Genomic DNA, 25,110 nt, shown 5'->3' with positions numbered 1-25,110 from the left:
GCCCACGAACGTCGCGTCGGCGGCATCCGCGAAGGAGAGGACATCGTGTCTGCAGTGAACAGTTTCGGAGCGAAGGACACGCTCCAGGTCGGGGACACCTCCTACGAGATCTACCGGATCGACACGGTGGCCGGGCATGAGAAGCTGCCCTTCAGCCTGAAGGTGCTCCTCGAGAACCTGCTTCGCACCGAGGACGGTGCGAACGTCACCAAGGACCAGATCGAGGCGCTCGGGTCGTGGGTGCCCACGGCCGAGCCCGACACCGAGATCCAGTTCACGCCCGCGCGCGTGGTCATGCAGGACTTCACCGGCGTGCCGTGCATCGTCGACCTCGCCACCATGCGCGAGGCCGTGTCCTCGCTCGGCGGCGACCCCAACAAGATCAACCCGCTGGCGCCGGCCGAGATGGTCATCGACCACTCCGTCATCGCCGACCTCTTCGGTCGCCCCGACGCGTTCGAGCGCAACGTCGAGATCGAGTACGAGCGCAACGGCGAGCGCTACCAGTTCCTCCGCTGGGGCCAGACGGCGTTCGACGACTTCAAGGTCGTCCCGCCTGGCACCGGCATCGTGCACCAGGTCAACATCGAGTACCTCGCCCGCGTGACGTTCACGCGCACTGTGCCGGACTCCTCTGTCGCCGGGGTGCTGCAGGCCTATCCCGACACCTGCGTCGGCACCGACTCGCACACCACGATGGTCAACGGCCTCGGCGTGCTGGGCTGGGGCGTCGGCGGCATCGAGGCCGAGGCCGCCATGCTCGGCCAGCCCGTCTCGATGCTCATCCCCAAGGTCGTGGGCTTCAAGCTCTCGGGCGAGATCCCCATGGGCGTCACGGCGACCGACGTCGTGCTCACGATCACCGACATGCTGCGCAAGCACGGCGTGGTGGGCAAGTTCGTCGAGTTCTACGGATCCGGCGTGGCATCCGTGCCCCTCGCCAACCGCGCGACGATCGGTAACATGAGCCCCGAGTTCGGCTCGACCGCCGCGATCTTCCCGATCGACGACGTCACCATCGACTACCTGCGCCTCACAGGTCGCAGCGACGAGCAGCTGGCGTTGGTCGAGGCCTACTCGAAGGCGCAGAAGCTCTGGCACGACGCCGACAGCGAGCCGGAGTTCTCCGAGTACCTCGAGCTCGACCTCTCCACCGTGGTCCCCTCGATCGCCGGCCCGAAGCGCCCGCAGGACCGCATCGTCCTCTCCGACGCCAAGGGCCAGTTCGAGAGGGACCTCACCGACTACGCCGATGTCGAGCACGACCTGGTCGACCTCGAGATCTCCGAGTCGTTCCCGGCGTCCGACCCGCCGAGCAACACCCCCGAGGACGAGTACAACCTGCACGTGCACCACCACCACTCGCACGCACCGAAGACGGCCTCGAAGCCGACGCAGGTGCAGGGGGCGGATGGCGCGAGCTACACGCTCGACCACGGCGCCGTCACCATCGCGGCGATCACCTCGTGCACGAACACCTCGAACCCGTCCGTCATGCTGGCGGCGGGCCTGCTCGCGCGGAACGCCGTGAAGAAGGGCCTCAAGGCCAAGCCGTGGGTGAAGACCACACTGGCTCCGGGCTCGAAGGTCGTCACGGAGTACTACGAGAAGTCCGGCCTCACGAAGGACCTCGAGGACCTCGGCTTCTACACCGTCGGCTACGGCTGCACGACCTGCATCGGCAACTCCGGTCCGCTCATCGAGGAGGTCTCGACGGCGGTGCAGGAGAACGACCTCGCCGTGACCGCGGTGCTCTCGGGCAACCGCAACTTCGAGGGCCGCATCAACCCCGACGTGAAGATGAACTACCTCGCGAGCCCGCCGCTCGTGATCGCCTACTCGCTCGCCGGGTCGATGAACTTCGACTTCGAGGCCGACCCGCTCGGCCAGGACTCCGAGGGCAACGACGTCTTCCTGAAGGACATCTGGCCCGACGCGGCCGAGGTGCAGAAGACGATCGACGAGTCGATCAACGAGGAGATGTTCACGCGCCAGTACGCGAGCGTCTTCGAGGGCGACGAGCGGTGGCGCAACCTGCCGACGCCGACCGGCGCGACCTTCGAGTGGGACGCGGAGTCGACCTACGTGCGCAAGCCCCCGTACTTCGACGGCATGGCGCTCGAGATCACTCCCGTGGCCGACATCGCGGGCGCACGCGTGCTCGCGAAGCTCGGCGACTCGGTGACGACCGACCACATCTCGCCGGCCGGCTCGATCAAGGCCGACAGCCCGGCGGGCCAGTACCTCACCGAGCACGGCGTCGACCGCAAGGACTTCAACTCCTACGGCTCGCGTCGCGGCAACCACGAGGTCATGATCCGCGGCACGTTCGCGAACATCCGCCTGAAGAACCAGCTGCTCGACGGGGTCGAGGGCGGGTACACGCGCGACTTCACGCAGGCGGGCGGCCCCCAGTCGTTCATCTACGACGCATCGATGAACTACCAGGCACAGGGCACGCCGCTCGTGATCTTCGGCGGCAAGGAGTACGGCTCGGGCTCGAGCCGCGACTGGGCCGCGAAGGGCACGAACCTGCTCGGCGTGAAGGCGGTCATCACCGAGAGCTTCGAGCGCATCCACCGTTCGAACCTCATCGGCATGGGCGTCGTGCCGCTGCAGTTCCCGGCCGGAGAGTCGGCCGACTCGCTGGGCCTCGACGGCACCGAGATCGTCTCGATCACCGGTCTCGAGCAACTCAACGAGGGCGACACCCCCAAGACGGTCCACGTCGTCGCCGCACCGAGCGAGGACTCGCCCGAGGGCAAGGCGACCGTCGAGTTCGACGCCGTCGTCCGCATCGACACGCCCGGTGAGGCCGACTACTACCGCAACGGCGGCATCCTGCAGTACGTGCTGCGTTCGCTCGTCTGAGGCCGCGGTATCGGGGGCGGCGGGCTTCGGCCCGCCGCCCCCGATCTCTGCCCGGGCTCTCAGGTGCCCCGGCGTACACTCGAACGAAACCGTGGCACCAGCCGCCCACAGCTCCGGAGGCACGACGCATGAGGCTGCTCGACACGATCCGCGGACCGCGCGATCTCGACGCGCTGACGCACGACCAGCTCGACGACCTGGCCCGTGAGATCCGTGAAGTGCTCGTCGAGAGCGTGTCGAAGACCGGCGGACATCTCGGCCCGAACCTCGGCGTCGTCGAACTCACGATCGCGATCCACCGCGTGTTCGATTCGCCGCGCGACCCGATCATCTTCGACACGGGCCACCAGTCGTACGTGCACAAGCTGCTCACCGGCCGCCGCGACCTGTCGACCCTCCGGCAGACCGGGGGGATGGCGGGCTATCCCCAGCGCTCGGAGTCCGAGCACGACGTGGTCGAGAGCTCGCATGCGTCGAGCTCGCTGTCGTGGGCCGACGGCATCTCCAAGGCGTTCGAGATGACCGGGCAGGGTGACCGGCACGTCATCGCGGTCGTCGGCGACGGCGCGCTCACCGGCGGCATGACGTGGGAGGCGCTGAACAACATCTCCGACGACAACACGCGCAACCTCGTGGTGATCGTCAATGACAACGGCCGGTCGTACGCCCCCACGATCGGCGGCATGGCCCGCTTCCTGAACTCGGTGCGCACCAAGCAGTCGTATCGCTCGTTGCACCTGCGCAGCCGCAGCGCGTTCGACAAGCTGGGCTCGCCGGGCCGTGCGATCTATCGCGGCGTGCGGGGCGGCCTGCACGGCTTCCTCAGCCGGTTCAGCGGCAACGAAGCGCTGTACTCGAACCTCGACATCAAGTACATCGGCCCCATCGACGGGCACGACGAGCGCGCCGTCGAGGAGGCGCTGCGACAGGCGAAGTCGTACGGTGCGCCCGTCATCGTGCACGCGATCACCGACAAGGGCCGCGGCTACGAGCCCGCGCGACGCGACGCGGCCGACCAATTCCACGCGGTCGGCCAGATCGATCCCGAGACGGGGGAGTCGCTCGAGACCGCGTCCGCACCGTCGTGGACCAGCGTCTTCGCCGACGAGCTCGTGAGCCTCGCCGAGCGCAACGAGCGCCTCGTCGGCATCACCGCGGCGATGCTGCGACCCACCGGGCTGCACCGGATGGCCGAGCGCTTCCCGAGCCGCGTGTTCGACGTCGGCATCGCCGAGCAGCACGCCGCGACCTCGGCGGCCGGCCTGGCGTTCGGCGGACTGCACCCGGTCGTGGCCGTGTACGCCACGTTCATCAACCGCGCCTTCGACCAGGTGCTGATGGATGTCGCGTTGCACAAGGCGGGCGTGACGTTCGTGCTCGACCGGGCCGGTGTGACCGGTCCCGACGGGCCGAGCCATCACGGCGTGTGGGACCTCTCGATCCTGCAGGTCGTGCCCGGCATCCGCATCGCGGCGCCCCGCGACTCCGTCCGGTTGGCCGAGGAGCTCGGGGAGGCGACGCGGGTGAGCGACGGGCCCACGGTGCTGCGATTCCCGAAGGGCTCGGTCGGCACCGAGTACGACGCCGTCCGGCGAACGCACGACGGCGTCGACGTCCTCGTCGAGTCCGAGCGCAAGGACGTGCTCGTCGTGACCGTGGGTCCCATGGCGGGAATCGGGCTCGAGGTCGCGAAGCGGCTCGAGGCGCAGGGCATCGGGGCCACGGTCGTGGATCCGCGCTGGGTCGTTCCCGTGCCCGAGAGCGTCATCGCCCTCTCGGCCGACTATCGCATCGTCGTGAGCATCGAGGACGGGATCCGGGTCGGCGGCATCGGCACGCGGATCCGCCAGGACCTGCGCGAGGCCGGCGTCGACACGGCCGTCACCGAGGTGGGCCTCCCCGACGAGTTCCTCGACCACGGCGCTCGCGGCGACATCCTCGAGCGGGTGGGCCTGACGCCGCAGCACATCGCACGCGACGTCACCGCCATGGTGCTCGGCAGCAAGCTGCCGCACGCGCGCAACGCGGGCATCGACGTTCCGGTCGACACGAGCCCGCAGCCGCGCGTCTGATCTCGTTCATCCGATGCGGTAGACGTGCTCGACCGCGTCGCCCATCCTCGTGACCCCGGTCAGCTCGAGCGGCGGCGTCACCTTCGACAGCGGAAGCAGGGGTCGCCCGCGCCCGAGCGCCACGGGCATATAGGTGACCAGCAACTCGTCGAGCCGGCCGGCTTCGAGGAACTGCGCGGCGACGGGTCCGCCGCCGACGACCCAGACGTTCCGATCTCCGGCAGCCGCGACGGCGGCGTCGGCGACCGGCGCGACGGGTCCCGAGACGAAGCGGATGTGGGCGCCATCGGGAACGTCGAGGCCGCGATGGGTGAACACCCAGGTGGGAAGCGTGCCGTAGGGCCATCCGCCGCCTTCGCGGAGGATCCACTCGTAGGTCGTCGCACCCAGCACGAGCGCGCCGACGTCGGCGAAGAACCGGTCGTACGACTCGCTGAAGTCGGCCATGCCGAACTGCAGCAGCCACGAGAGGTCGTCGTGCTCGTCGGCGATGAAGCCGTCGAGGGTGGAGGCCACGTAGTACTGGATCCTGGTCACCGGACGAGCATACGAACGGCCCCCGACATCGTGCGTCGGGGGCCGTTCGTGCGCGCCGTCGGTCAGGCGCCCACGCCGCGGATCGGCGGGTGGTGGAACGTGTCGCCGAAGACGCGCTCGGACGCGCCGACGCGGTCGAGGTACGGGGTCGCGCCGCCGGCCTGGAACGGCCAGCCGGCGCCGAGGATGAGACAGAGATCGATGTCCTCGGCCGCCGCGACGACCTCCTCGTCGAGCATCAGCTTGATCTCGCCGGCGAGCTCGTCCTCGACGCGACGCAGGATGGTCGCCTCGTCGACGGGGCTCTTGCCGATGGTGATCGCCTTCTTGGCGTCCTTCGTGAGGTCGGTGACCTTGCCGTGCTTGTCCTTCTCGACGACGGGTCCGCCGAGCTTCGCGAGCGCGTGGAGGTTCTCGGACGAGTAGAAGCGCTCGGGGAACTCGCGCACCATGGTGTCCTGCACGTGCGCCGCGACAGCCCAGCCGACGAGGTCGATGAGCTCGAACGGTCCCATCGGCAGGCCGATCGGAGCGAGCGCCTTCTCGACGACCGGCACCGGCGTGCCCTCGTCGACCGCGCGCGCGGCCTCGCCCATGACCTTGGCGAGCAGGCGGTTCACGACGAACCCGGGAGCGTCGTCCGTGAGCACCGCACTCTTCTTGAGCTTCGCCGCGACGGCGAACGCCGTGGCGAGCGTCTCGTCGTCGGTGGCCGGCGCCTTCACGATCTCGAGGAGCGGCATGACGGCCACCGGGTTGAAGAAGTGGAATCCGACGACGCGTTCGGGGTGCGCGAGCTTCGCACCGATCTGCTCGACCGAAAGCGACGACGTGTTCGTCGCGAGGATCGCCGTCTCGGAGAGGAACGGCTCGACCTCGGCGAACACCTGCTGCTTGACGGCGAGGTCCTCGAACACGGCCTCGATGACCCAGTCGCAGTCGGCGAAGTCGGCCTTGTCGGTCGTGCCCGACACGAGCGCACGCAGGCGATTGGCTTCGTCGGCGTCGATGCGACCCTTCTGCTCGAGCGTGCCGATCTCGTCGCGGATGTACGCGAGGCCCTTGTCGACGCGTGCCTGGTCGAGGTCGGTGATGACCACCGGGATCTGCAGGCGGCGCACGAAGAGCAACGCGAACTGGCTGGCCATGAGGCCAGCGCCGATGATCCCGACCTTGGTGACCTTGCGCGCGAGCTCCTTGTCGGGCGCGCCTGCCGGCTTCTTCGCGCGCTTCTGCACGAGGTTGAACGCGTAGATCGATGCGACGAACTGGTCGCCCGTTACGAGGTCGGCGAGCGCCTCGTCCTCGCGGGCGAAGGCGTCGGCCTTCGTGCCGCCCTTCGCGGCCTTGAGCAGGTCGAGCGCGACGTATGGCGACTTCGCGGTCGTCCCGATCTTGCCCTCGAGGCTCTTGCGGGCGATGTTGATGGCGATGTCCCACTTTGCGAGCTTCTCGAGCTTGCCCGGAGCATTGGGTCGCTTGACGTCGATCTTGCCGGTGAGCACGCCGTCGGCCCACTTCAGCGAGTCCTCGAGGAAGTTGACCGGCGAGAACATCGCGTCCGCGATGCCGAGCTCGAGGGCATCCTTCGCCTTCAGCATGCGGTTGTTCTTCAGCGGGTTCTCGACCGCCACGCGCAGCGCGTTCTCGATGCCGATGAGGTTCGGCAGCAGGTAGGCGCCGCCCCACGCCGGCACGATTCCGAGGAACACCTCGGGGAGCGCGATCGCCGGCGCCGAGGCATCCACCGTGCGGTAGTCGGAGTTCAGCGCGATCTCGAGGCCGCCGCCGAGCGCGAGCCCGTTGATGAACGTGAACGACGGCACGCCGAGCTCGCCGAGCTTGCCGAAGACCATGTGGCCGAGCTGGCCCATCCTCAGTGCGTTCTCGCGACTCTCGAGCGCGCCGACCTTGGAGAGGTCGGCACCGGCGGCGAGGAAGTACGGCTTGCCCGTGATCGCGACTGCCTGGATCTCGCCCGCAGCCGCCCGCGCCGTCAGTTCGTCGAGCCGGTCGCCGAGCTCGAGCAGGGTGATCGGCCCGATCGTCGACGGTCGCGTGTGGTCTCGCCCGTTGTCGAGCGTGATGAGTGCGAGGACCTTGCCCGACGGCAGGCGGATGTCGCGCACGTACGAGTGCGTGACGACCTCGTCGTCGGCGAACGCCGCGGCCAGCTCGGAGAAGTCGATCTTCGAGTAGTCGGTCATCTCGTTCAGCGGCCCTTTCCGTAGCGCTTGTGGTGCGGGTTCTCCCAGATGACGCTGCCGCCCTGGCCGAGGCCGACGCACATGGCGGTGAGGCCGTAGCGCACCTCGGGGTGCTGCTCGAACTGGCGGGCGAGCTGGAGCATGAGGCGGACCCCCGATGCGGCGAGCGGGTGGCCGATCGCGATGGCGCCGCCCCACTGGTTGACCCGCGGGTCGTCGTCGTCGATGCCGAAGTGGTCGAGGAAGCTCAGCACCTGCACGGCGAACGCCTCGTTGAGCTCGAAGAGGCCGATGTCCTCGATCTTCAGGCCGGCTCGCTTCAGCGCCTTCTCGGTCGACGGGATGGGCCCGATGCCCATGACCTCGGGCTGCACGCCGGCGAAGCCGAAGCTCACCATGCGCATCTTGACGGGCAGGTCGAGCTCCTTCGCGGCATCCGCGCTGGCGAGGATCGACGCGGTCGCACCGTCGGTCAGCGGCGACGCGTTGCCGGCGGTCACCTTGCCGTGCGGGCGGAACGGCGTCTTCAGGGTCGCGAGGTCTTCCATCGTGGTCGCGGGGCGGCGACCCTCGTCTTCGGTGGCAAGGCCCCAGCCCTCAGGGGTGCGGATGGCGACCGGCACGAGGTCGGGCTGGATCTGCCCGGCGTCGTAGGCGGCCTGCACCTTCTGCTGGCTGAGCATGCCGAAGCGGTCGCTGCGCTCCTTCGTGAGGTCGGGGAAGCGGTCGTGGAGGCGCTCGGCCGTCGTGCCCATGTTGAGCGCGTCGGGGTTCACGAGCTTCTCGGCCAGGAACCGCGGGTTGGGGTCGGCGTCGAGGCCCATCGGGTGATGACCCATGTGCTCGACACCGCCGGCGATCACGACGTCGTACTGGCCGAACCCGATGCCCGCGCCGGTGGTGGTCACGGCGGTCATCGCGCCGGCGCACATGCGGTCGATCGCGAAGCCGGGCACGCTCAGCGGCAGGCCGGCGAGGATCGCGGCGGTGCGGCCGAGCGTGAGGCCCTGGTCGCCCTGCTGGGTGGTGGCGGCGATGGCGATGTCGTCCACCCGGTCGGCGGGCAGGTTCGGATTGCGCTCGAGGAGTCCGCTGATCGCCTTGACGGCGAGGTCGTCGGCCCTCGTGTTCCAGTACATGCCCTTGTCGCCGGCCCGTCCGAACGGGGTCCGGACCCCGTCGACGAACACGACATCAGCTCGTTCAGCCACGCTGCAGCTCCCTTTTCGAGTGAGGAATGCCACGATCCTAGGAAGGCATCCGGAGCACGGGGAATCGGTTGGCGGTTCCTACGAAGCCTCGTGTGCCGCGTCCTCCAGCGATTGTGCCGCTTTCACAAACGCATCGGCGATTATCTGTGCGGTTGCCTCAAGCTGCCACGGTCTCGCGCCGAGCTCGGCGAGGGCCTCCGCGAGACGCTCGGCGGTCGGTTCGACGGGCGGATGCCACGCCACGCGGCGCAGGTGGTCGGGCGTGAGCAGGTTCTCGACGGGCATGTCCATCCGCTCGGCCACGTCGGCCAGCGCGGCCTTCGCGAGCCGGAGCCGTGCGTCGGCCTCGGGGTTCCGGGCGGCCCACGAACGTGGCGGCGGCGGCGCATCGCTCGGCACGCGCGTCGCGGGGGGTTCCGCGGTGCGCGCCGCCTCGATCGCCGCCCACCACCGGTCGAGCTCGGTGCGGCTGGCGCGCCCGTTGAACGCCTTGAGGTCGGCCAGTGCGCGCTTGGACTCGGGCAGCGACTTGGCGACCGCGAGGATGGACGCGTCGGGGATGAGCCGGCCGGGCGCCGTGTCGACATCGGCGGCGAGCGCGTCGCGTGCCTGCCAGAGCGAGCGCGCGACCGCGAGGTTCCGGGGTGAGCGCAGCGAGTGGATGCCGCTCAGTCGGCGCCACGGCTCCGCGGCGGGCGGCTTCGCCTCGCGACGGATGGTGGCCTCGAACTCCTCGGCCGCGATCGCTGACTTGCCGGCCTCGTCGAGCCGCTCCGCGAGCTGATCGCGGACGTCCACGAGCAGTTCCACGTCGAGCGCTGCGTACCGCAGCCACGGCTGGGGGAGCGGCCGCGTCGACCAGTCGGCCGCCGAATGCTCCTTCGCGAGGCGGATGCCGAGGAGCTCCTCGACCACGGAGGCGAGCCCGACGCGCGGCATGCCGAGCAGGCGCGCCGCGAGCTCCGTGTCGAAGATCCGCTCGGGGTCGAGCCCGACCTCGCGCAGGCAGGCGAGGTCCTGGCTCGCGGCGTGGAGATCCCACTCGACGCCGTGGATGACCGACTGGAGGTCGTCGAACCCGTCGAGCTCGGTCGGATCGAACAGGAAGGTGCCCGCACCGCGACGGTAGAGCTGGATCAGGTAGGCCCGCTGGGAGTAGCGGAACCCGCTCGCACGCTCGGCGTCGACGGCCACCGGCCCCTCGCCGCCCGCGATGCGCTCGACGGCCTCGTCGTACTCATCACGGGAGCCGATCACGTGGAACTCGTCAGCCACGTCTCCTCCTCCGTCGCGGAAGGGCCGTCACCCCCTCGGACGACGGAGGCAGCCCTGCCAGCATGCACAGCAACTCACTCCACCCTTCCACATGCGGGCCCGCCGCCTCATCGAGCGGGGTCCACGACGCCCGGAGTTCGAGTTCGGCCCCGTCGCCCTGGCGCGCGAGCTCGCCGAACCCGGTCGAGAGGATCTTGGTGACCGTGCCGGATGCCGCGACGTACCGGGCGCCGCGGGCGTCGAGCGCGTCGACGAGCCAGGACCACGCCACCTCGGCGAGGAACGGGTCGGTGCCGATGTCGGTCTCGAGCGGCGCCTGCGCGAAGCACACGACGCGGAAGCGGCCGCCCCAGGATTCCGGTTCGGCGGGGTCGTAGAGCAGCACGAACCGCCCGGTGCCGAGCTCGGAGTCGTCGCCGTGCCGACCGGTGCCGACATCGGCCGACAGCGCGACCGCCCACGGTGCGAGCGAGGACGGCGCGGTGATCTCGGACACCCTCAGCTCGCGGCGCGGCGTCGCGCTCCGCAGCGACGCGAGCGCCGCGGCGAACTCCGGGGGTGGCACCGCCGAGTCGGACACGTGTGCAGACTAGAGTCTGGATCAGGGGGGTCCGTGGCGGCGCGCCGCGACCTCGCGTCGAAGCGGCCGGAGGGGCCCGGGGAGGCACGATGTCACGACTTGAGCGCACCGTGGGGCCCGTCGCGGCGGTGCTCGGCGGGGTGGCGGTCCTCGGCGCGGCGCTGGTCGCCGCGACGGCGGCCACCGCCGTCGTGTTCGCACGTCGGGTCGTCACGCCCGAGCCGCAGCGCGAGGACGACCTGCGCATCGACGGCGTCGACCTCGCCGCGGGCGAGGTCAGCCTCACGTCCAATCCCGATACGCGCGTCGCGGGGCGCTACGCGCTCTGGTTCGAACACGATTCGGGTCATGCCCGACTCGGCGACGTCCTCGACGACGGCCATCGCGTTCGACGTCGGGTCGACGCCGTCGACTTCGGCCGACTCGATCGGGCGGGGCGAGGGCGCCTCAGCGGCTGGTACCAGCTGGGGCCGTGGGAGGTGGCCGAGCACTACGAGAACGTCGTCGTCGAGACGCCGCTCGGGCCGGCGCCCGCCTGGTTCATCCCGGCTCCCGACGCGACGGGGAACGCGTCGACCGACTGGGTCGTGCAGGTGCACGGCCGCGGCGCGAAGCGGCACGAGGCGTTGCGCGCGGTCGAGCCGGCGAGCGAGGCGGGATGGGCGAGCCTGCTCGTCTCGTACCGCAACGACGGCGAGGCACCCGAGAGCGAGGATCGCCGGTACGGCCTGGGCGGCACGGAATGGGAGGACGTGGTGGCCGCGGTCCGATTCTCGATCGCGCACGGGGCCCGGCGCATCGTCCTCATGGGCTGGTCCATGGGCGGGTCCATCGTGCTGCAGACGGTGCTCCGGTCCGCCGAGGTCCGGGAGCACCTGGTCGGCGTGATCCTCGAGTCGCCGGCGGTGGACTGGCCCGACATCCTCCGGTTCCAGGGGCGCGCCCTCGGCTGGCCCGCCGAGCTCGGCGGCGCCGTCGCACGCGTCCTCAGCGCGCCGGTCGCGGGTGCGTTCACGGGCCTCGCAGCACCGATCGACCTCGGGGCGCTCGACGCGGTCGCCCGGGCCGACGAGCTCGACGTGCCGATCCTGCTCATGCACAGCGAGGACGACGGCTTCGTGCCGATCGACGGGTCGCGCCGTCTCGCGGCGGTGCGGGCCGACCTCGTGCAGTTCGAGGTGTTCGACGACGCGCGCCACACCCGACTGTGGAACTTCGATCCGGAGCGCTGGACCGGGCTCGTGCGCGACTGGCTCGCCGAGCGCTGAACCGCGGTCAGGCGGCCAGTCGCGCCGCCAGCTGCCGCTTCGCCCGCGCGAGCATGCCCGACATGCCGCGCACGCGCAGCGGCGAGACCGCCTCGTTCAGCCCCAGCGACTGCGGGTAGTCGGACGGGATCGCCATCACCTCGTCGGGCGTCAGGCCGTCGACGCCCTGCGCGAGGATGGACGCGAACCCGCGCGTGGTCGGCGCCTCGGCGGGAGCCGTCGCGTGCATGTGCACGAGCCCCGCGTCATCCAACTCGACGAAGATGTAGACCGGCGACTGGCATTCCTCGACGCGTTCCAGCAGGTCGGGGTGGTCGCGATACCGCTCGGGCAGCTCGGGCAGCTCGTTCGAGAAGTCGAGCAGGAGCGTGAGGCGGTCCTTCACGCCGAGGGCGAGGAAGTCCTCGCGCGTCTCGGCGAGCGCGGTGGGCAGGGTCGTGGCATCCATCACCACCATTGTCCCATCCTGTCGCTGGGCGACTCCCGGCTCAGCGGGCGGGCAGTTCGCCGCGCTCGGTGCCCGTCACGATGGGGACGCGCACGGCGCTGCCCCACTCGGTCCACGAGCCGTCGTAGTTGCGCACATGCTCGAAGCCGAGCAGGTGCGTCAGCACGAACCACGTGTGGCTCGACCGCTCGCCGATGCGGCAGTACGCGATCACTTCGTCGTCGTCCTGCAGGCCCACCTCGTCGCGGTAGATCGCCTCGAGCTCGGCCCGCGAGCGGAACGTGCCGTCTTCGGCAGCGGCTCGGGCCCAGGGCACGGATGCCGCGGTGGGGATGTGCCCCGCGCGCAGGGCGCCCTCCTCGGGGTAGGCCGGGGCGCTCGTGCGCGCCCCCGTGTACTCCTCGGGCGAGCGCACGTCGATGAGGGGCTTGCCGAGATGCGCGAGCACGTCCTCCTTGAACGCGCGGACGGTGGAGTCGTCGCGTTCGACGACCGGATACTCGACGGGGACGACCGTCGCCGGCTCGGTCGTGAGCGGCCGGCCCTCGACGATCCACTTGTCGCGGCCGCCGTCGAGCAGTCGCACGTCCTCGTGCCCGAACAGCGTGAACACCCAGAGCGCGTACGCCGCCCACCAGTTGTTCTTGTCGCCGTAGATGACGACCGTCGCGTCGCGGGCGATGCCCTTGGAGCCGAGAAGCGAAGCGAACTGCTCGCCGGTCAGGTAGTCGCGCACGACCGGGTCGTTGAGCTCGGTGTGCCAGTCGACCTTGACCGCACCCGGGATGTGTCCGGTCTCGTAGAGAAGCACGTCCTCGTCGGATTCCACCACGACGAGGCCCGGCCGGCCGAGGCGTTCGGCGAGCCAGTCGGTCGTGACGAGGCGCTCGGGGTGCGTGTACTCGGCCAGCTTGGCGGAGGGGTCGAACTCGACGGTCATGGGGACCTCCTGGGGTCGTCCGGTCAGACGGGGGGCTGCGGGGTGCGGACTAGGCTGGTCACCTGTCCACCACGAATCTACGCGGCGCGCCGGTCGGCGTCACCGGGCCCGTCACCATGTGCAACACGGGAGCCCCTCGCCGATGACCACTGCAGCGACATCCGCCCCCGAGCGCCTCGTCGACCGGAATCCCTCGATCACCGGCGCGGAGATCGCCTCCGAGCTGGTGCCGCCGCCGCAGTTCGAGCACGCCTCGTTCGAGTCGTACCGGCCCGACCCCGATTTCCCGTCGCAGCAGGCCGCGCTCGAGCGGCTCAAGGAGTTCGCGGGAGCGTGGCGCGCGGCCCAGCGCCCCGGCGGGTTCTTCTCGCGCAAGCGGCCGGCGCGCATCGAGCTGCCCGGCGTCTACCTCGACGGCGGCTTCGGCGTCGGCAAGACCCACCTGCTCGCCGCGCTGTGGCACGTCGCCCACGGACCCAAGTACTTCGGCACGTTCATCGAGTACACGGCGCTCGTCGGTGCGCTCGGCTACGCCAACGCGGTCGAGCTGCTTCGCGGAGCCCGCCTCATCTGCATCGACGAGTTCGAGCTCGACGACCCGGGCGACACCATGCTCATGACGCGGTTCCTCGGCGAGCTCATGGCCGGCGGCACGCGCGTCGCCGCGACATCGAACACGCCGCCGAACGCGCTCGGCGAGGGACGGTTCGCGGCCGCCGACTTCCTGCGCGAGATCCATGCGCTCTCGTCGAACTTCGAGACGCTCCGGATCGACGGGCTCGACTACCGCCGCCGCGACACCGAGGGTCGCAGCGAGTCGCAGGCCGACGACGCAAGCGTCCAGCATGCGGCATCCGCTCTCGGCGGGCGGGGCCACCGGGTGTCGCTCGACTCGTTCGACGCGCTCATCGCGCACCTCGCCACCGTGCACCCGTCGAAGTACATCAAGCTCATCGACGGGCTCGAGATCATCGCGCTCACCGGCGTGCACGAGCTGACCGACCAGAACGCCGCCCTGCGGCTCGTCGCGTTCATCGACCGCGTCTACGACGCCGAGGTGCCGATCATCGCAAGCGGCGTGCCGCTCGACGAGGTGTTCGGCGGCGACATGCTCTCGGGCGGCTACCGCAAGAAGTACCTGCGTTCGATGTCGCGGATGATCGCGCTGACGACGGGCGAGCTGCCCCCGCACGACTGATCCATCGCGCAACGTCCGGCGGGTGCTCACGATGCCGTCGGGCGCCGACCTCACATGCGATCCTCCGGTCCCCGAAACATGGTGTTTACGCGACGACGGATCCCGTAACGACCGCGAAACATCCGACGCCGCGATCGGAAACGTCCTCTCAAGAAACTGTTCAGCACCTGCCCCCCAGATTCTTGAGAGAGGTTCGACATGGATCAAGGCAACACCGCGTTCCTGCTGATCGCGGCAGCCCTCGTCCTGCTGATGACCCCCGGACTCGCGTTCTTCTACGGCGGCCTCGTCAAGGCCAAGAGCGTGATCAGCATGATGATGCTCAGCTTCGGCGCGCTCGGCCTGATCGGCGTGCTGTGGGTCCTCTACGGATACGCCATCGCGTTCCCGGGCGCGGAGGGCCTGGTCCCGCCGTGGTCCATCGACTGGTCCGCGATCGGCCTCACCAGCCTGCTGGAGACTCCTGAGGACGCCGCCTACCCGCCGCTGGCCTTCGTGGCCTTCCAGGCGACCTTCGCGATCCTCACGGTCGCGCTCGTCTCCGGCGCCATCGCCGACCGCGCGAAGTTCGGCGCGTGGATGATCTTCGCCGCCATCTGGGCGACCGTCGTCTACTTCCCGGTCGCGAGCTGGGTGTTCAACTTCGGCCTCGCCGACGACGGCTCGTTCGCCTACGGCGGCTGGACCACGTACGGCATGCAGGAGTTCTTCGGCCTCGGCGTGATCGACTTCGCGGGCGGTACCGCGGTCCACATCAACGCCGGTGCGGCAGCGCTCGCGCTCGCCCTGGTTCTCGGCAAGCGCGTCGGCTTCTCGAAGGGCGCGCATGTGCCCCACAACCCGCCGTTCGTCCTCCTCGGCGCCGGCCTGCTGTGGTTCGGCTGGTTCGGCTTCAACGCCGGTTCGGAGCTCGCCGCTGACGGTGTCGCCGCCCTGGCCTTCGTGAACACGATCGCCGCGCCCGCCGCCGCGCTGCTGGCCTGGCTCGTGGTCGAGAAGATCCGCGACGGCAAGCCGACCTCGGTCGGCGCCGCCTCGGGCGCCGTCGCCGGCCTCGTCGCGATCACCCCGGCCTGTGCCGCGCTCGACCCGGTCTGGGCCATCCTCCTCGGCTTCATCGCGGGTGCGGTCTGCGCCCTCGCGATCGACCTGAAGTTCAAGTGGGGCTTCGACGACTCGCTCGACGTGGTGGGCATCCACCTCGTCGGCGGCCTGATCGGCACGCTCTACATCGGCTTCTTCGCCAACGGCACCGGCCTCTTCATGGGCGGCGACGGCACGCAGTTGCTGGTCCAGGCCATCGCGGCGATCGCGGTCCTGGTGTACTCGTTCACCCTCGCCTACGTCATCGGCTTCATCATCCAGAAGACGATCGGCTTCCGCGTGAAGAACGAGGACGAGGTCGCCGGCATCGACACCGTCGTGCACGGCGAGAAGGGCTACGAGCTCGAGACCGTCTGATCCTCCGGATCACCGCGAGGGCGGTGAGGGTAGTGTGCGGGTGTGCCAGACACCAGCCGCTTCCTCACCGCCCTCGGGCGTGTCATCCGCTCGCTCGCCGGTCCTGGCCGTGGGGCGAGGGATGTCACGGAACCGACTGTGCCGGTCTCGACCGGGTTGCGCTCACCGGGGCAGGCGGGGGAGTCGGCCACGGTCGAGGTCGATCCGCGGCGCCTGAGCGGCGTGCGCCTGGGGTACACGCCGTCGCGCGACGGCGAACCCGACCCGGGGGAGATCGTGTGGACGTGGGTGCCGTACGAGGAGCGCGACGGGCGCGGCAAGGACCGCCCGGTCGCGATCGTGGCGGCATCCGCCGGCGGGGACTTCCTCGCCGTGCAGCTGACGAGCAAGCCCCATGACGGCGACCGCGACTTCGTCGCCCTCGGCGACGGCGCGTGGGATGCCGCCGGCCGTCCGAGCTGGGCGCGCATCGACCGCGTGTTCCGGGTGCGCACCGGCGGCATGCGCCGCGAGGCCGCGTCGCTCGACGCGACGCGCTACTCCCGGCTCGCCGATGCGCTCGGCGAGCGGTACGGCTGGCGCTGACCCGACGTCAGTGGCGCGGCGGACGGTGCAGGCCGAAGGGCGATCCCTGGTCGTCCCGGCACAGCCGGAACTCGCCGAAGATGGCCGCGGTCGCCTCGTCGTCGCCGCCCGGCAGGTCCTCGACCGTGCCACCGAGGCGGACCACGGCCGCGACGGCCGCATCCAGGTCCTCGACGCGGAAGAACACGTAGGGCGACGCGCCGGCATCCCCGCCGTGCACGCCCGCCGGCACTCCGACGCCGTCGATAGCGTAGCCATCGCCGCCGGGACCGGGTTCGAAGGACCAGCCGAACAGCTTCCCGTAGAACGAACGCGCGGCCATGGCATCCGTGCCGCCGAACTCGATGAACGACACCTCACCGGTCATGGGTTCCCCCTTTGCTCGCGTGCCGCGCGGCCGCCCACTTGGGGCCTGCGCGCCAGCCACGGTAGACGCGGTGCCCGCGTGCGGCAACGGGTTGCGATCCGCGTCCGCGGGGTGTCGGGACGGATCGGCGCATGAGGAAGGCCCCCGCAATGCGGGGGCCTGTTCGGTGGGCGATGCCGGGCTCGAACCGACGACCTCTTCCGTGTGAAGGAAGCGCGCTACCAGCTGCGCCAATCGCCCGAGGTCTCGCGGCCGACCAGTGCCGACCGCGAAGTCGATACTAGCCCACGCCGGGCCGGTGATGCACATCGGCGCGGCTTCCGGGCGCCTCGATCGACGCAGCAGCCTACGGCAGGCTCCGGAGGCCATCAGAGCGCCACGAGGTTGAGCCCGAAGTCACCGACACGCCCGGGATGCGTGCCCGGAATCAGCCGTGACCGGGACGAACGTGCCACTCGGCCCGCTCGGTTTGTGATTCGTTCACGTCATCCGTTAGAGTCTCTCTGTCGCCGAAACAGCGACAACGCGGATGTGGCGCAGTTGGTAGCGCATCACCTTGCCAAGGTGAGGGTCGCGAGTTCGAGTCTCGTCATCCGCTCTGATCAGACCGGCGAAAGCCGGTTCTGTTCTTTGGTGGTGAACCCAAGCAACGGTGGATTGGCCGAGAGGCGAGGCAGCGGCCTGCAAAGCCGTATACACGGGTTCGAATCCCGTATCCACCTCGAGACGAGCACCTCGCTGCTCACTCAACCCGGGCGATTGGCGCAGCGGTAGCGCGCTTCCCTGACACGGAAGAGGTCACTGGTTCGATCCCAGTATCGCCCACCACCCGAACCCCCGATTCGTCGGGGGTTCTTCCGTTTCCACGAGGACGAGCCCGGCTCCGGGCGGTCGCGAGTCAGCCCGCCTGCCAGGCGTCCGGGCGCAGCCCGGCTCCCGCACCGTCCAGCGCGACGGCACGTGTTCGACCGCGTGGCCGCTCGACCTCGTCCGTCATGAGGACGTCCCAGTCGGACCGGAACCGCGAGAGCCGGTAGCGTTCGAGCGCCGCCTCCCGTCCGGCCGCGCCCAGTCGGGTCGCCTCGTCGGGATCCTCCAGAAGCCAACGTGTCGCCGCGACCAGCTCGCCGACATTGGCCGAGACGAATCCCGCCCCCGGGGGAACGGCCCGCGCGGCTTCGGTCGCCTGCAGCACGACCACCGGCATCCCGAGGTGCATGGCCTCGATGAGCGAGAGACCGAGCGAGGTCCAGCGCGCCGGGTGCAGGTAGAGGCGTCGACGTGCCATCGCCGCGTGCAGTTGCACGGTCGAGAGGTTCCCGCTCGGACGAACCAGCTGCGGGTCGAGGCCGAGGGCCGCGGGCAGTCGGTCGCTGTCGATGCCGAAGACGTCGATCCCGTCGGCGTGCGTGAACCGCGGCAGCAGGTCCGTCCCGGTGACCCGGCCACGACGGACGGGCTCGTTCACGACGACGGCCAGCCGCTCGAGGTCGCCGACGTACTGCTGCCCGGGATCGGGCACGCCGTGCTCGATCACGGTCGAGCGCGTCCGGCGCAAAAGCGGACAGAGGAGTAGCCCCGCAGGGGCGCTGGCGGCGGCGCACTACAGTTGAAGGGTTCGTCTCAACCTCTCAGGGAGTGGATCCAGTGGCCGATGGCTTCGAGCTCTTCACCGACCGGTCCGTTGTCGCGATGCGCGTCAACGGCGAGCTGAAGGACCTCGCCACGACGGTGACGGACACCGATGTCGCCGAGCCCGTCACCATCGAGTCGCCCGACGGGCTCGCCATCCTGCGCCACTCGACCGCGCACGTGCTCGCGCAGGCCGTGCAGAAGGTCAATCCCGACGCCAAGCTCGGCATCGGCCCACCCGTGACCGACGGGTTCTATTACGACTTCGACGTGGCCGAGCCGTTTACCCCAGAGGACCTGAAGGCGCTCGATAAGGAGATGGCGCGCATCATCCGCGCCGGCCAGCGGTTCATGCGCCGGGTCGTCACCGACGACGAGGCGCGCGCCGAGCTGGCGGAGGAGCCGTACAAGCTCGAGCTCATCGGCCTGAAGGGCGCCGCCGGGCATGGTGTCGGCAGCGGTGACGACCACGAGACGGTCGAGGTCGGCGGCAGCGAGCTCACGATCTACGACAATGTCGACCCGAAGACGGGCGACGTCGCCTGGCGAGATCTCTGCCGCGGTCCGCACCTGCCGAACACCCGCATGATCGGCAACGGCTGGGCGCTCACCCGGATCGCCGCCGCCTACTGGCGCGGCTCGGAGAAGAACCCCCAGCTCCAGCGCATCTACGGCACCGCGTGGCCCACGAAGGACGAGCTCCGCGAGTACCAGCACCGGCTCGAGGAGGCCGCGCGGCGCGACCACCGCAAGCTCGGGCGCGAGCTCGACCTGTTCAGCTTCCCCGAGGAGATCGGCTCCGGCCTCTCCGTGTGGCACCCGCGCGGCGGCGTCGTGCGCATGGAGATGGAGCAGCACGCGCGCCGTCGACACATCGCCGACGGCTACACGTACGTGTACACGCCGCACATCTCGAAGGAGGACCTCTTCCTCCAGTCGAACCACCTCGTGACCTACAAGGAGGGCATGTTCCCGCCCATCCGGATGGACGAGGAGCGCGACGCCGAGGGCAACGTCACCAAGCCCGGCCAGGACTACTACCTGAAGCCGATGAACTGCCCGATGCACATCCTGATCTACAAGGAGCGGGCGCGCAGCTACCGCGACCTGCCGATGAGACTCGCCGAGAACGGCACGGTGTACCGGAACGAGCTCTCCGGCGCGCTGCACGGTCTCACGCGCGTGCGCGGTTTCACGCAGGACGACTCGCACCTGTTCGTCACCCCCGACCAGCTCGAGGAGGAGGCCACCAAGGTCATCGAGTTCGTCATCTCGATGCTGCGCGACTTCGGACTCGACGACTTCGAACTCGAGCTGTCGATGCGCGACGACGAGAAGGACAAGTGGATCGGCTCGGACGAGTTCTGGGAGTACTCCACGAACGCGCTCCGCAACGTCGCCCGATCGAGCGGACTGAAGCTCACCGAGATGCCCGGCGAGGCAGCGTTCTACGGGCCGAAGATCGATCTCAAGACGAAGGACGCGATCGGCCGCACCTGGCAGCTCTCTACGGTGCAGGTCGATCCGAACCTGCCTGAGCGCTTCGAGCTCGAGTTCACCGACCGCGACGGGCAGAAGAAGCGGCCCATCATGATCCACCGGGCGCTGTTCGGGTCGATCGAACGGTTCTTCGCCATCCTCCTCGAGCACTACGCCGGTGCGTTCCCGGTGTGGCTCGCGCCCGTGCAGGTCGTCGGCATCCCCGTGGCTGACGAGTATGCGCCGTACCTCGGCGGCATCCTCACGCAGCTGCAGGGTTCCGGCGTGCGGACCGAGCTCGACACCAGCGACGACCGCATGCAGAAGAAGATCCGCACGCACACCACCCAGAAGGTGCCGATCCAGCTCATCGCCGGCGAGAGCGACCGCACCGCCGAGACGGTGAGCTTCCGGTTCCGCGACGGCACCCAGGAGAACGGCGTGTCGATCGCCGAGGCCGAGCGACGGATCCTCGAGGCGATCGCCGACCGCCGCCAGGTGACCACGCGGGACGACCTGTTCTCATGACCTCCTACGAGCATGGCGAGTTCGACGGCGTCCCGACGGATGCCTCGACCGACCTGGCCGGCGTCCCCGACGCGTTCCAGCGCCTCTGGACCCCGCACCGGCTCGTGTACATCCAGCAGGGCGAGCAGCCCGATGAGCACACCTGCCCGTTCTGCCGTGCGCCGAAGCTCTCAGACGAGCAGTCGCTCATCGTGGCGCGGGGCGAGCATGCGTTCGTGCTGCTCAACCTCTTCCCGTACAACAGCGGGCACCTGCTCGTGTGCCCGTACCGGCACATCGCGACCTACGACCAGGCGAACGCCGACGAGGTCGCCGAGATCGGCGAGCTCACGCAGATCGCCATGCGCACCGTGAAGCAGGTCTCGAGGTGCGACGGCTTCAACCTCGGCATGAACCAGGGCCGGATCGCGGGCGCGGGCATCGCCGAGCACCTGCACCAGCACATCGTGCCCCGATGGGCGCTCGACGCGAACTTCTTCCCGATCGTGGCCGGCACCAAGGCGATCCCGCGCCTGCTCGGCGAGGTCCGCCAGGAGATCGCCGAGGCCTGGCCGAGCTGAGCCCGATCAGCCGACCTGGCGCACCTCGAACTGCATCTGGGGGTGGGCGTAGGAATCCTGCGACTCGACGAGCTGCAGCTCGCGTTCGCCCGACTCGTGGGTGTTGGTCAGCAGGTCGAACACGCTCGACGCGGTGCGCGCCAGTGCCTCGGCCGCGTCGCCGGTGCGACGGTAGTGCGCCGTGAACAGCGCGGCCGTGACATCCCCAGAGCCGTTCGCCTTCATCGGCAGGAGCGGGGTCTGCACGATCCAGGCACCGCGGTCGTCGACCGCGAGCATCTCGATCGTGCCCTCCTCGCGGTCGGGCCGCTCGACGCTCGTGACGAGCACGGTGCGCGGGCCCGTCGCCCGAGCCAGGTCGACCGACTCGAGCGTCGACTCGAGCGAGCCGGGCTCGGTCCCGGTGAGGTAGCCGAGCTCGAACTGGTTCGGCGTGATCACGTCGGCCGCGGGCACCACGCGGTCGCGCAGCAGCACCGGGATGGCCGGCGCCACGAAGCATCCGCTCTTCGCGTTGCCCATCACCGGGTCGCACGAGTACACGGCCTCGGGGTTCGCGGCCTTGATCCGGTCGACCGCGTCGAGGATGACGTCGGCGATGCCCTCGGACCCCTGGTAGCCCGAGAGGACGACATCGATGTCCGGGAAGGCGCCGCGGTCCTCGATGCCGTTGATGACCTCGCGCACGTCGTCGGGGCTGATGAGCGGACCGCGCCAGGCGCCGTATCCGGTGTGGTTCGAGAAGTTGACCGTGTAGACCGGCATGACCTCGACGCCGATGCGCTGGAGCGGGAAGACGGCGGCGGAGTTGCCGACGTGGCCGTAGGCGACCGCGGACTGGATCGAGAGGACCTTCACCCCTCGATCATTCCATCCCGGTCGGGATGAGTCGTCCGCCGGCCGCGCGAACCGCGGCGGCGATGTCGGTCGCCAGCCGGTCGGCGTCGGCCTCGCCGAGGTCGTGCACCGTGAGTCGCAGCCGTCGCGATGCGGAGGCGTCGCCGAGCGCGAACTCGTCGCCCGAGCGTGCGAGCCAGCCTCGCCGCATGAGCTGCTCCGAGACGTCCCGTGCCGGAACCGGCAATGCGATCCAGAGGTTGAGGCCGTCGCCGGCGGCGGTGGGCAGGCCGAGCTCGGTGAGCCGTGCCGCGAACGCGTCGTTGCGCGCGGCGTAGTGCGCACCCGCGTCGGCGATGCCGGCTGCGACCGCCGGGTCGGTCACCACGGCGAGCGTGAGGCGCTGCAGGAGATGGCTGACCCAGGTGGTGCCGGGCGTGAGCCGCATCGCGAGCCGATCGGCGGTGTCGGGATCGGAGGCCGTGACCGCGAGACACATGTCGGGGCCGAGGAACTTCGACACCGAGCGCACGAGCGCCCAGCGTCGGTGTTCGGGCCCGATGAGCGAGCGGAAGGGACGGCGCGACAGCATCGAGAAGTGGTCGTCCTCGATGACGAGGACGTAGGGGTGCTCGCGCAGCACCTCGCGCAGTTCCGCGGCGCGGCGCTCGGAGAGGCTCGCACCGGTGGGGTTCTGCGCCCTGGGCGTGCACACCACCGCGCGGACGCCCTGGTCGAGCGCCGAGCGCAGTCCCTCGACGGTCATCCCCTCATCGTCGACCGGGACCGGAACCGCGCGATACCCGCCCACGCGGACGGTGTGGATGCTGGTGAGGAAGCACGGGTCCTCGAGTGCGACCGCGTCGTCGCGGACGAGTGCCTGAGCGAGGAGCCGCTCGACCGCGTCGGCCGCGCCGCTCGTGATCGTGAGCCTGAAGTCCGACGGGGCGAGGTCGGCGCTCATCCAGTCGTGCGCCCAGCGTTCGAGGTCTCGATCGATGACGGGTTCGCCGTACAGCACCGGGCGACCGGCCATCGCCGCAAGGGCGCGCGACGGATCGGGGATGCGGTCGGGGTCGGGGTTCCCGGTCGCCACGTCGCGGAGCACGCTGTCGGCGGCGAAGCCCTCCTGCGCCACGGTCGCCCGATCGGCGACCCATGTGCCCGCCCGACCGCGCGTGACGACGACGCCCGCGAGCGTGAGCTGCCGGTAGGCCGCGACGGCGGTGTTGCGATTCACGCCCAGGTCGTCGGCGAGGTTGCGCACCGGCGGCAGCGGGTCGCCCGGTCGCAGTGCGCCGCGTTCGATGAGCGCGCGGACGCTCGCGGCGATGTCGGCGGCCGACCGGCCGGCGATCTCGAGGGTCAGGTCATGATCCATGCGTGCTCCGAACGTAGGGCTGCGCCCATGCTATCTTTTGGCCTAGGCCAAGCAAGCATCTTGTCCGAGAAGTTGCGCGAGCGCGCGCCATCCGTCGAAGGGAACCACCGATGAGCACTGCCCAGACCGGCTCCAGCCGCGTGAAGCGCGGCCTCGCCGAGATGCTGAAGGGCGGCGTCATCATGGACGTCGTCACGCCCGAGCAGGCGCGCATCGCCGAGGATGCCGGGGCGGTCGCCGTCATGGCCCTCGAGCGCGTCCCCGCCGACATCCGAGCCCAGGGCGGCGTCGCGCGCATGAGCGACCCCGACCTGATCGAGGCGATCATCGCCGAGGTCTCGATCCCCGTCATGGCGAAGGCCCGCATCGGCCACTTCGTCGAGGCGCAGGTGCTGCAGGCGCTCGACGTCGACTACATCGACGAGTCCGAGGTGCTCTCCCCGGCCGACTACGTCAATCACATCGACAAGTGGTCGTTCACCACGCCCTTCGTGTGCGGTGCGACCAACCTGGGCGAGGCGCTCCGCCGCATCAACGAGGGCGCGGCGATGATCCGCTCGAAGGGCGAGGCCGGCACCGGCGACGTCTCCGAGGCGACCAAGCACATCCGCAAGATCACCTCCGAGATCAACCAGTTGAAGTCGATGACGCGCGACGAGGTCTACGTCGCGGCGAAGGAGCTGCAGGCGCCGTACGAGCTCGTGCTCGAGGTCGCCGAGACCGGCAAGCTGCCCGTCGTGCTGTTCACCGCGGGCGGTGTGGCCACCCCCGCCGACGCGGCGATGATGATGCAGCTCGGCGCAGACGGTGTCTTCGTGGGGTCCGGCATCTTCAAGTCGGGCAATCCCGAGCAGCGCGCCGCCGCGATCGTCAAGGCGACCACGTTCTACGACGACCCCAAGGTGATCGCGGAGGTCTCGCGCGGGCTGGGCGAGGCCATGGTCGGCATCAACGTCGCCGACCTGGCGGCGCCGCACCGTCTCGCCGAGCGCGGATGGTGAGTCTGCGCGACGAGTCCGTGGGGCGCGCGGATGCCACGGGCCCCACGGTCGGCGTGCTCGCCCTCCAGGGCGACTTCCGCGAGCACGCGCGCGTGCTGGGGGAGCTGGGCGCTCGCGTCGTGCTCGTCCGGCGGCCCGAGGACGTCGAGCGGATCGACGGACTCGTCATCCCCGGCGGCGAGTCGACGGTCATGGACAAGCTGTCTCGGGCGTTCGGGGTCGCCGAGCCGCTCCGGCGCCGCATCGCGGACGGACTTCCCGTCTATGGCACGTGCGCGGGGCTCATCATGATCGCGGACACGCTGCTCGACACGATCGAGGGCCAGCAGAACCTCGGCGGGCTCGACGTGGTCGTGCGCCGCAACGCGTTCGGATCGCAGAACCAGTCGTTCGAGACCGACCTCGACGTCCCTGCGCTCGGCGACGAGCCCGTCCACGCCGTGTTCATCCGCGGACCGGTGGTCGAGTCGGTGGGGGAGAAGGCCACGCCGCTGGCCTCGCTCCCCGACGGCCGGGTGGTCGCCGTCGAGCAGGGCAACCTCGTCGGCACGAGCTTCCACCCCGAGATCGAGGGCGACGTCCGTTTCCACGAGTACTTCCTCGCGAAGGTCCGCGCCCGCGCGGTCGCCGTGGCGTCGGCCTCGTCGTCGATCGCGTAGCGCCCGAGCCGCG

General features: G+C 70.0%; 21 protein-coding genes and 4 tRNA genes. 13 read left to right on the top strand and 12 right to left on the bottom strand.

What is annotated here, in order from left to right:
- Positions 1 to 45: 45 nt before the first annotated feature.
- Both acnA and dxs read left to right on the top strand, forming a co-directional pair.
- Positions 46 to 2,871: an aconitate hydratase AcnA gene (gene acnA, locus ACFQ58_RS09565; protein WP_376950838.1), complete on the top strand. Its 2,826-nt coding sequence runs from the start codon at positions 46 to 48 to the stop codon at positions 2,869 to 2,871.
- Between the two features lie 128 nt (positions 2,872 to 2,999).
- The gene (dxs, locus tag ACFQ58_RS09560) at positions 3,000 to 4,943 is read left to right on the top strand and encodes a 1-deoxy-D-xylulose-5-phosphate synthase (RefSeq protein WP_376950837.1); all 1,944 of its coding nucleotides are present in this window, start codon (positions 3,000 to 3,002) and stop codon (positions 4,941 to 4,943) included.
- 6 nt (positions 4,944 to 4,949) lie between these two features.
- Here dxs and ACFQ58_RS09555 read toward each other — a convergent pair whose 3' ends face one another.
- The 5 genes from ACFQ58_RS09555 to ACFQ58_RS09535 form a co-directional block, all read right to left on the bottom strand.
- Entirely contained in the window at positions 4,950 to 5,480 is a 531-nt protein-coding gene (locus ACFQ58_RS09555; RefSeq protein WP_376950836.1) for a dihydrofolate reductase family protein, read from the bottom strand.
- A 62-nt stretch (positions 5,481 to 5,542) separates the two neighbouring features.
- A complete protein-coding gene (locus ACFQ58_RS09550; protein ID WP_376950835.1) occupies positions 5,543 to 7,687 on the bottom strand; it encodes a 3-hydroxyacyl-CoA dehydrogenase NAD-binding domain-containing protein in 2,145 nt (714 codons plus the stop codon).
- Positions 7,688 to 7,692: 5 nt separating this feature from the next.
- Positions 7,693 to 8,898 (bottom strand): thiolase family protein, encoded by a 1,206-nt coding sequence (locus ACFQ58_RS09545; protein WP_376950834.1) that lies wholly within the window; start codon positions 8,896 to 8,898, stop codon positions 7,693 to 7,695.
- Positions 8,899 to 8,976: 78 nt separating this feature from the next.
- Positions 8,977 to 10,173 carry an HRDC domain-containing protein gene (locus ACFQ58_RS09540; RefSeq protein ID WP_376950833.1) on the bottom strand — a complete coding sequence of 399 codons (1,197 nt, stop codon included), beginning with the start codon at positions 10,171 to 10,173 and terminating at the stop codon, positions 8,977 to 8,979.
- Positions 10,166 to 10,753 carry a DUF3000 domain-containing protein gene (locus ACFQ58_RS09535; RefSeq protein ID WP_376950831.1) on the bottom strand — a complete coding sequence of 196 codons (588 nt, stop codon included), beginning with the start codon at positions 10,751 to 10,753 and terminating at the stop codon, positions 10,166 to 10,168. Before ACFQ58_RS09535 ends, ACFQ58_RS09540 begins: the two co-directional genes overlap by 8 nt.
- Positions 10,754 to 10,842: 89 nt before the next feature.
- Between ACFQ58_RS09535 and ACFQ58_RS09530 the strand changes: the two genes are divergently transcribed.
- Complete coding sequence (locus tag ACFQ58_RS09530; protein ID WP_376950830.1) at positions 10,843 to 12,021, top strand: alpha/beta hydrolase family protein; 1,179 nt, start codon at positions 10,843 to 10,845, stop codon at positions 12,019 to 12,021.
- Between the two features lie 7 nt (positions 12,022 to 12,028).
- On the opposite strand, the gene ACFQ58_RS09525 is transcribed toward ACFQ58_RS09530, so the two are convergent.
- Both ACFQ58_RS09525 and ACFQ58_RS09520 read right to left on the bottom strand, forming a co-directional pair.
- The gene (locus tag ACFQ58_RS09525; RefSeq protein WP_376950829.1) at positions 12,029 to 12,469 is read right to left on the bottom strand and encodes a SufE family protein; all 441 of its coding nucleotides are present in this window, start codon (positions 12,467 to 12,469) and stop codon (positions 12,029 to 12,031) included.
- A 40-nt stretch (positions 12,470 to 12,509) separates the two neighbouring features.
- The gene (locus ACFQ58_RS09520; RefSeq protein ID WP_376950828.1) at positions 12,510 to 13,409 is read right to left on the bottom strand and encodes a sulfurtransferase; all 900 of its coding nucleotides are present in this window, start codon (positions 13,407 to 13,409) and stop codon (positions 12,510 to 12,512) included.
- Between the two features lie 142 nt (positions 13,410 to 13,551).
- Here ACFQ58_RS09520 and zapE point away from each other — a divergent pair, with 142 nt between their 5' ends.
- The 3 genes from zapE to ACFQ58_RS09505 all read left to right on the top strand — a co-directional run bounded on the left by zapE (position 13,552) and on the right by ACFQ58_RS09505 (position 16,653).
- Complete coding sequence (gene zapE, locus ACFQ58_RS09515; protein ID WP_376950827.1) at positions 13,552 to 14,607, top strand: cell division protein ZapE; 1,056 nt, start codon at positions 13,552 to 13,554, stop codon at positions 14,605 to 14,607.
- 198 nt (positions 14,608 to 14,805) lie between these two features.
- Positions 14,806 to 16,068 carry an ammonium transporter gene (locus ACFQ58_RS09510; protein WP_376950826.1) on the top strand — a complete coding sequence of 421 codons (1,263 nt, stop codon included), beginning with the start codon at positions 14,806 to 14,808 and terminating at the stop codon, positions 16,066 to 16,068.
- Positions 16,069 to 16,110: 42 nt separating this feature from the next.
- Positions 16,111 to 16,653, top strand: a complete 543-nt coding sequence (locus ACFQ58_RS09505; protein ID WP_376950825.1) for a type II toxin-antitoxin system PemK/MazF family toxin — start codon at positions 16,111 to 16,113, stop codon at positions 16,651 to 16,653.
- A gap of 7 nt (positions 16,654 to 16,660) precedes the next feature.
- On the opposite strand, the gene ACFQ58_RS09500 is transcribed toward ACFQ58_RS09505, so the two are convergent.
- Together ACFQ58_RS09500 and ACFQ58_RS09495 are read right to left on the bottom strand one after the other, a co-directional pair.
- The gene (locus tag ACFQ58_RS09500; RefSeq protein ID WP_376950824.1) at positions 16,661 to 17,020 is read right to left on the bottom strand and encodes a VOC family protein; all 360 of its coding nucleotides are present in this window, start codon (positions 17,018 to 17,020) and stop codon (positions 16,661 to 16,663) included.
- Between the two features lie 167 nt (positions 17,021 to 17,187).
- Positions 17,188 to 17,260: transfer RNA gene (locus ACFQ58_RS09495), tRNA-Val, on the bottom strand.
- 285 nt (positions 17,261 to 17,545) lie between these two features.
- Here ACFQ58_RS09495 and ACFQ58_RS09490 point away from each other — a divergent pair.
- The 3 genes from ACFQ58_RS09490 to ACFQ58_RS09480 all read left to right on the top strand — a co-directional run bounded on the left by ACFQ58_RS09490 (position 17,546) and on the right by ACFQ58_RS09480 (position 17,848).
- Positions 17,546 to 17,618 (top strand) — tRNA-Gly (locus tag ACFQ58_RS09490).
- A 53-nt stretch (positions 17,619 to 17,671) separates the two neighbouring features.
- Positions 17,672 to 17,742: transfer RNA gene (locus tag ACFQ58_RS09485), tRNA-Cys, on the top strand.
- A gap of 31 nt (positions 17,743 to 17,773) precedes the next feature.
- Positions 17,774 to 17,848 (top strand) — tRNA-Val (locus ACFQ58_RS09480).
- Between the two features lie 70 nt (positions 17,849 to 17,918).
- On the opposite strand, the gene ACFQ58_RS09475 is transcribed toward ACFQ58_RS09480, so the two are convergent.
- On the bottom strand, positions 17,919 to 18,557 hold the full coding sequence (locus tag ACFQ58_RS09475; RefSeq protein ID WP_376950823.1) for a glycosyltransferase: 639 nt from the start codon (positions 18,555 to 18,557) through the stop codon (positions 17,919 to 17,921).
- 155 nt (positions 18,558 to 18,712) lie between these two features.
- On the opposite strand from ACFQ58_RS09475, the gene thrS reads away from it, so the two are divergent.
- Together thrS and ACFQ58_RS09465 are read left to right on the top strand one after the other, a co-directional pair.
- On the top strand, positions 18,713 to 20,659 hold the full coding sequence (gene thrS, locus ACFQ58_RS09470; RefSeq protein ID WP_376951118.1) for a threonine--tRNA ligase: 1,947 nt from the start codon (positions 18,713 to 18,715) through the stop codon (positions 20,657 to 20,659).
- On the top strand, positions 20,656 to 21,219 hold the full coding sequence (locus ACFQ58_RS09465; RefSeq protein ID WP_376950822.1) for an HIT family protein: 564 nt from the start codon (positions 20,656 to 20,658) through the stop codon (positions 21,217 to 21,219). The genes thrS and ACFQ58_RS09465 overlap by 4 nt, the downstream gene beginning before the upstream one ends.
- Before the next feature lie 6 nt (positions 21,220 to 21,225).
- On the opposite strand, the gene pdxY is transcribed toward ACFQ58_RS09465, so the two are convergent.
- Entirely contained in the window at positions 21,226 to 22,077 is an 852-nt protein-coding gene (pdxY, locus tag ACFQ58_RS09460) for a pyridoxal kinase PdxY (protein WP_376950821.1), read from the bottom strand.
- 7 nt (positions 22,078 to 22,084) lie between these two features.
- Positions 22,085 to 23,437 carry an aminotransferase class I/II-fold pyridoxal phosphate-dependent enzyme gene (locus ACFQ58_RS09455; RefSeq protein ID WP_376950820.1) on the bottom strand — a complete coding sequence of 451 codons (1,353 nt, stop codon included), beginning with the start codon at positions 23,435 to 23,437 and terminating at the stop codon, positions 22,085 to 22,087.
- 110 nt (positions 23,438 to 23,547) lie between these two features.
- Between ACFQ58_RS09455 and pdxS the strand changes: the two genes are divergently transcribed.
- Positions 23,548 to 24,438, top strand: a complete 891-nt coding sequence (gene pdxS, locus ACFQ58_RS09450) for a pyridoxal 5'-phosphate synthase lyase subunit PdxS (protein WP_376950819.1) — start codon at positions 23,548 to 23,550, stop codon at positions 24,436 to 24,438.
- Positions 24,432 to 25,097 (top strand): pyridoxal 5'-phosphate synthase glutaminase subunit PdxT, encoded by a 666-nt coding sequence (gene pdxT, locus ACFQ58_RS09445; protein ID WP_376950818.1) that lies wholly within the window; start codon positions 24,432 to 24,434, stop codon positions 25,095 to 25,097. The genes pdxS and pdxT overlap by 7 nt, the downstream gene beginning before the upstream one ends.
- The last annotated feature ends 13 nt before the right edge of the window (positions 25,098 to 25,110 follow it).

The organism is Agromyces sp. NPDC056523 (genome assembly GCF_042794545.1).
Lineage (GTDB): Bacteria > Actinomycetota > Actinomycetes > Actinomycetales > Microbacteriaceae > Agromyces.
The sequence above is the reverse complement of the archived record's forward strand: the minus strand, read 5'-3'. Positions and strand labels throughout refer to the sequence as shown.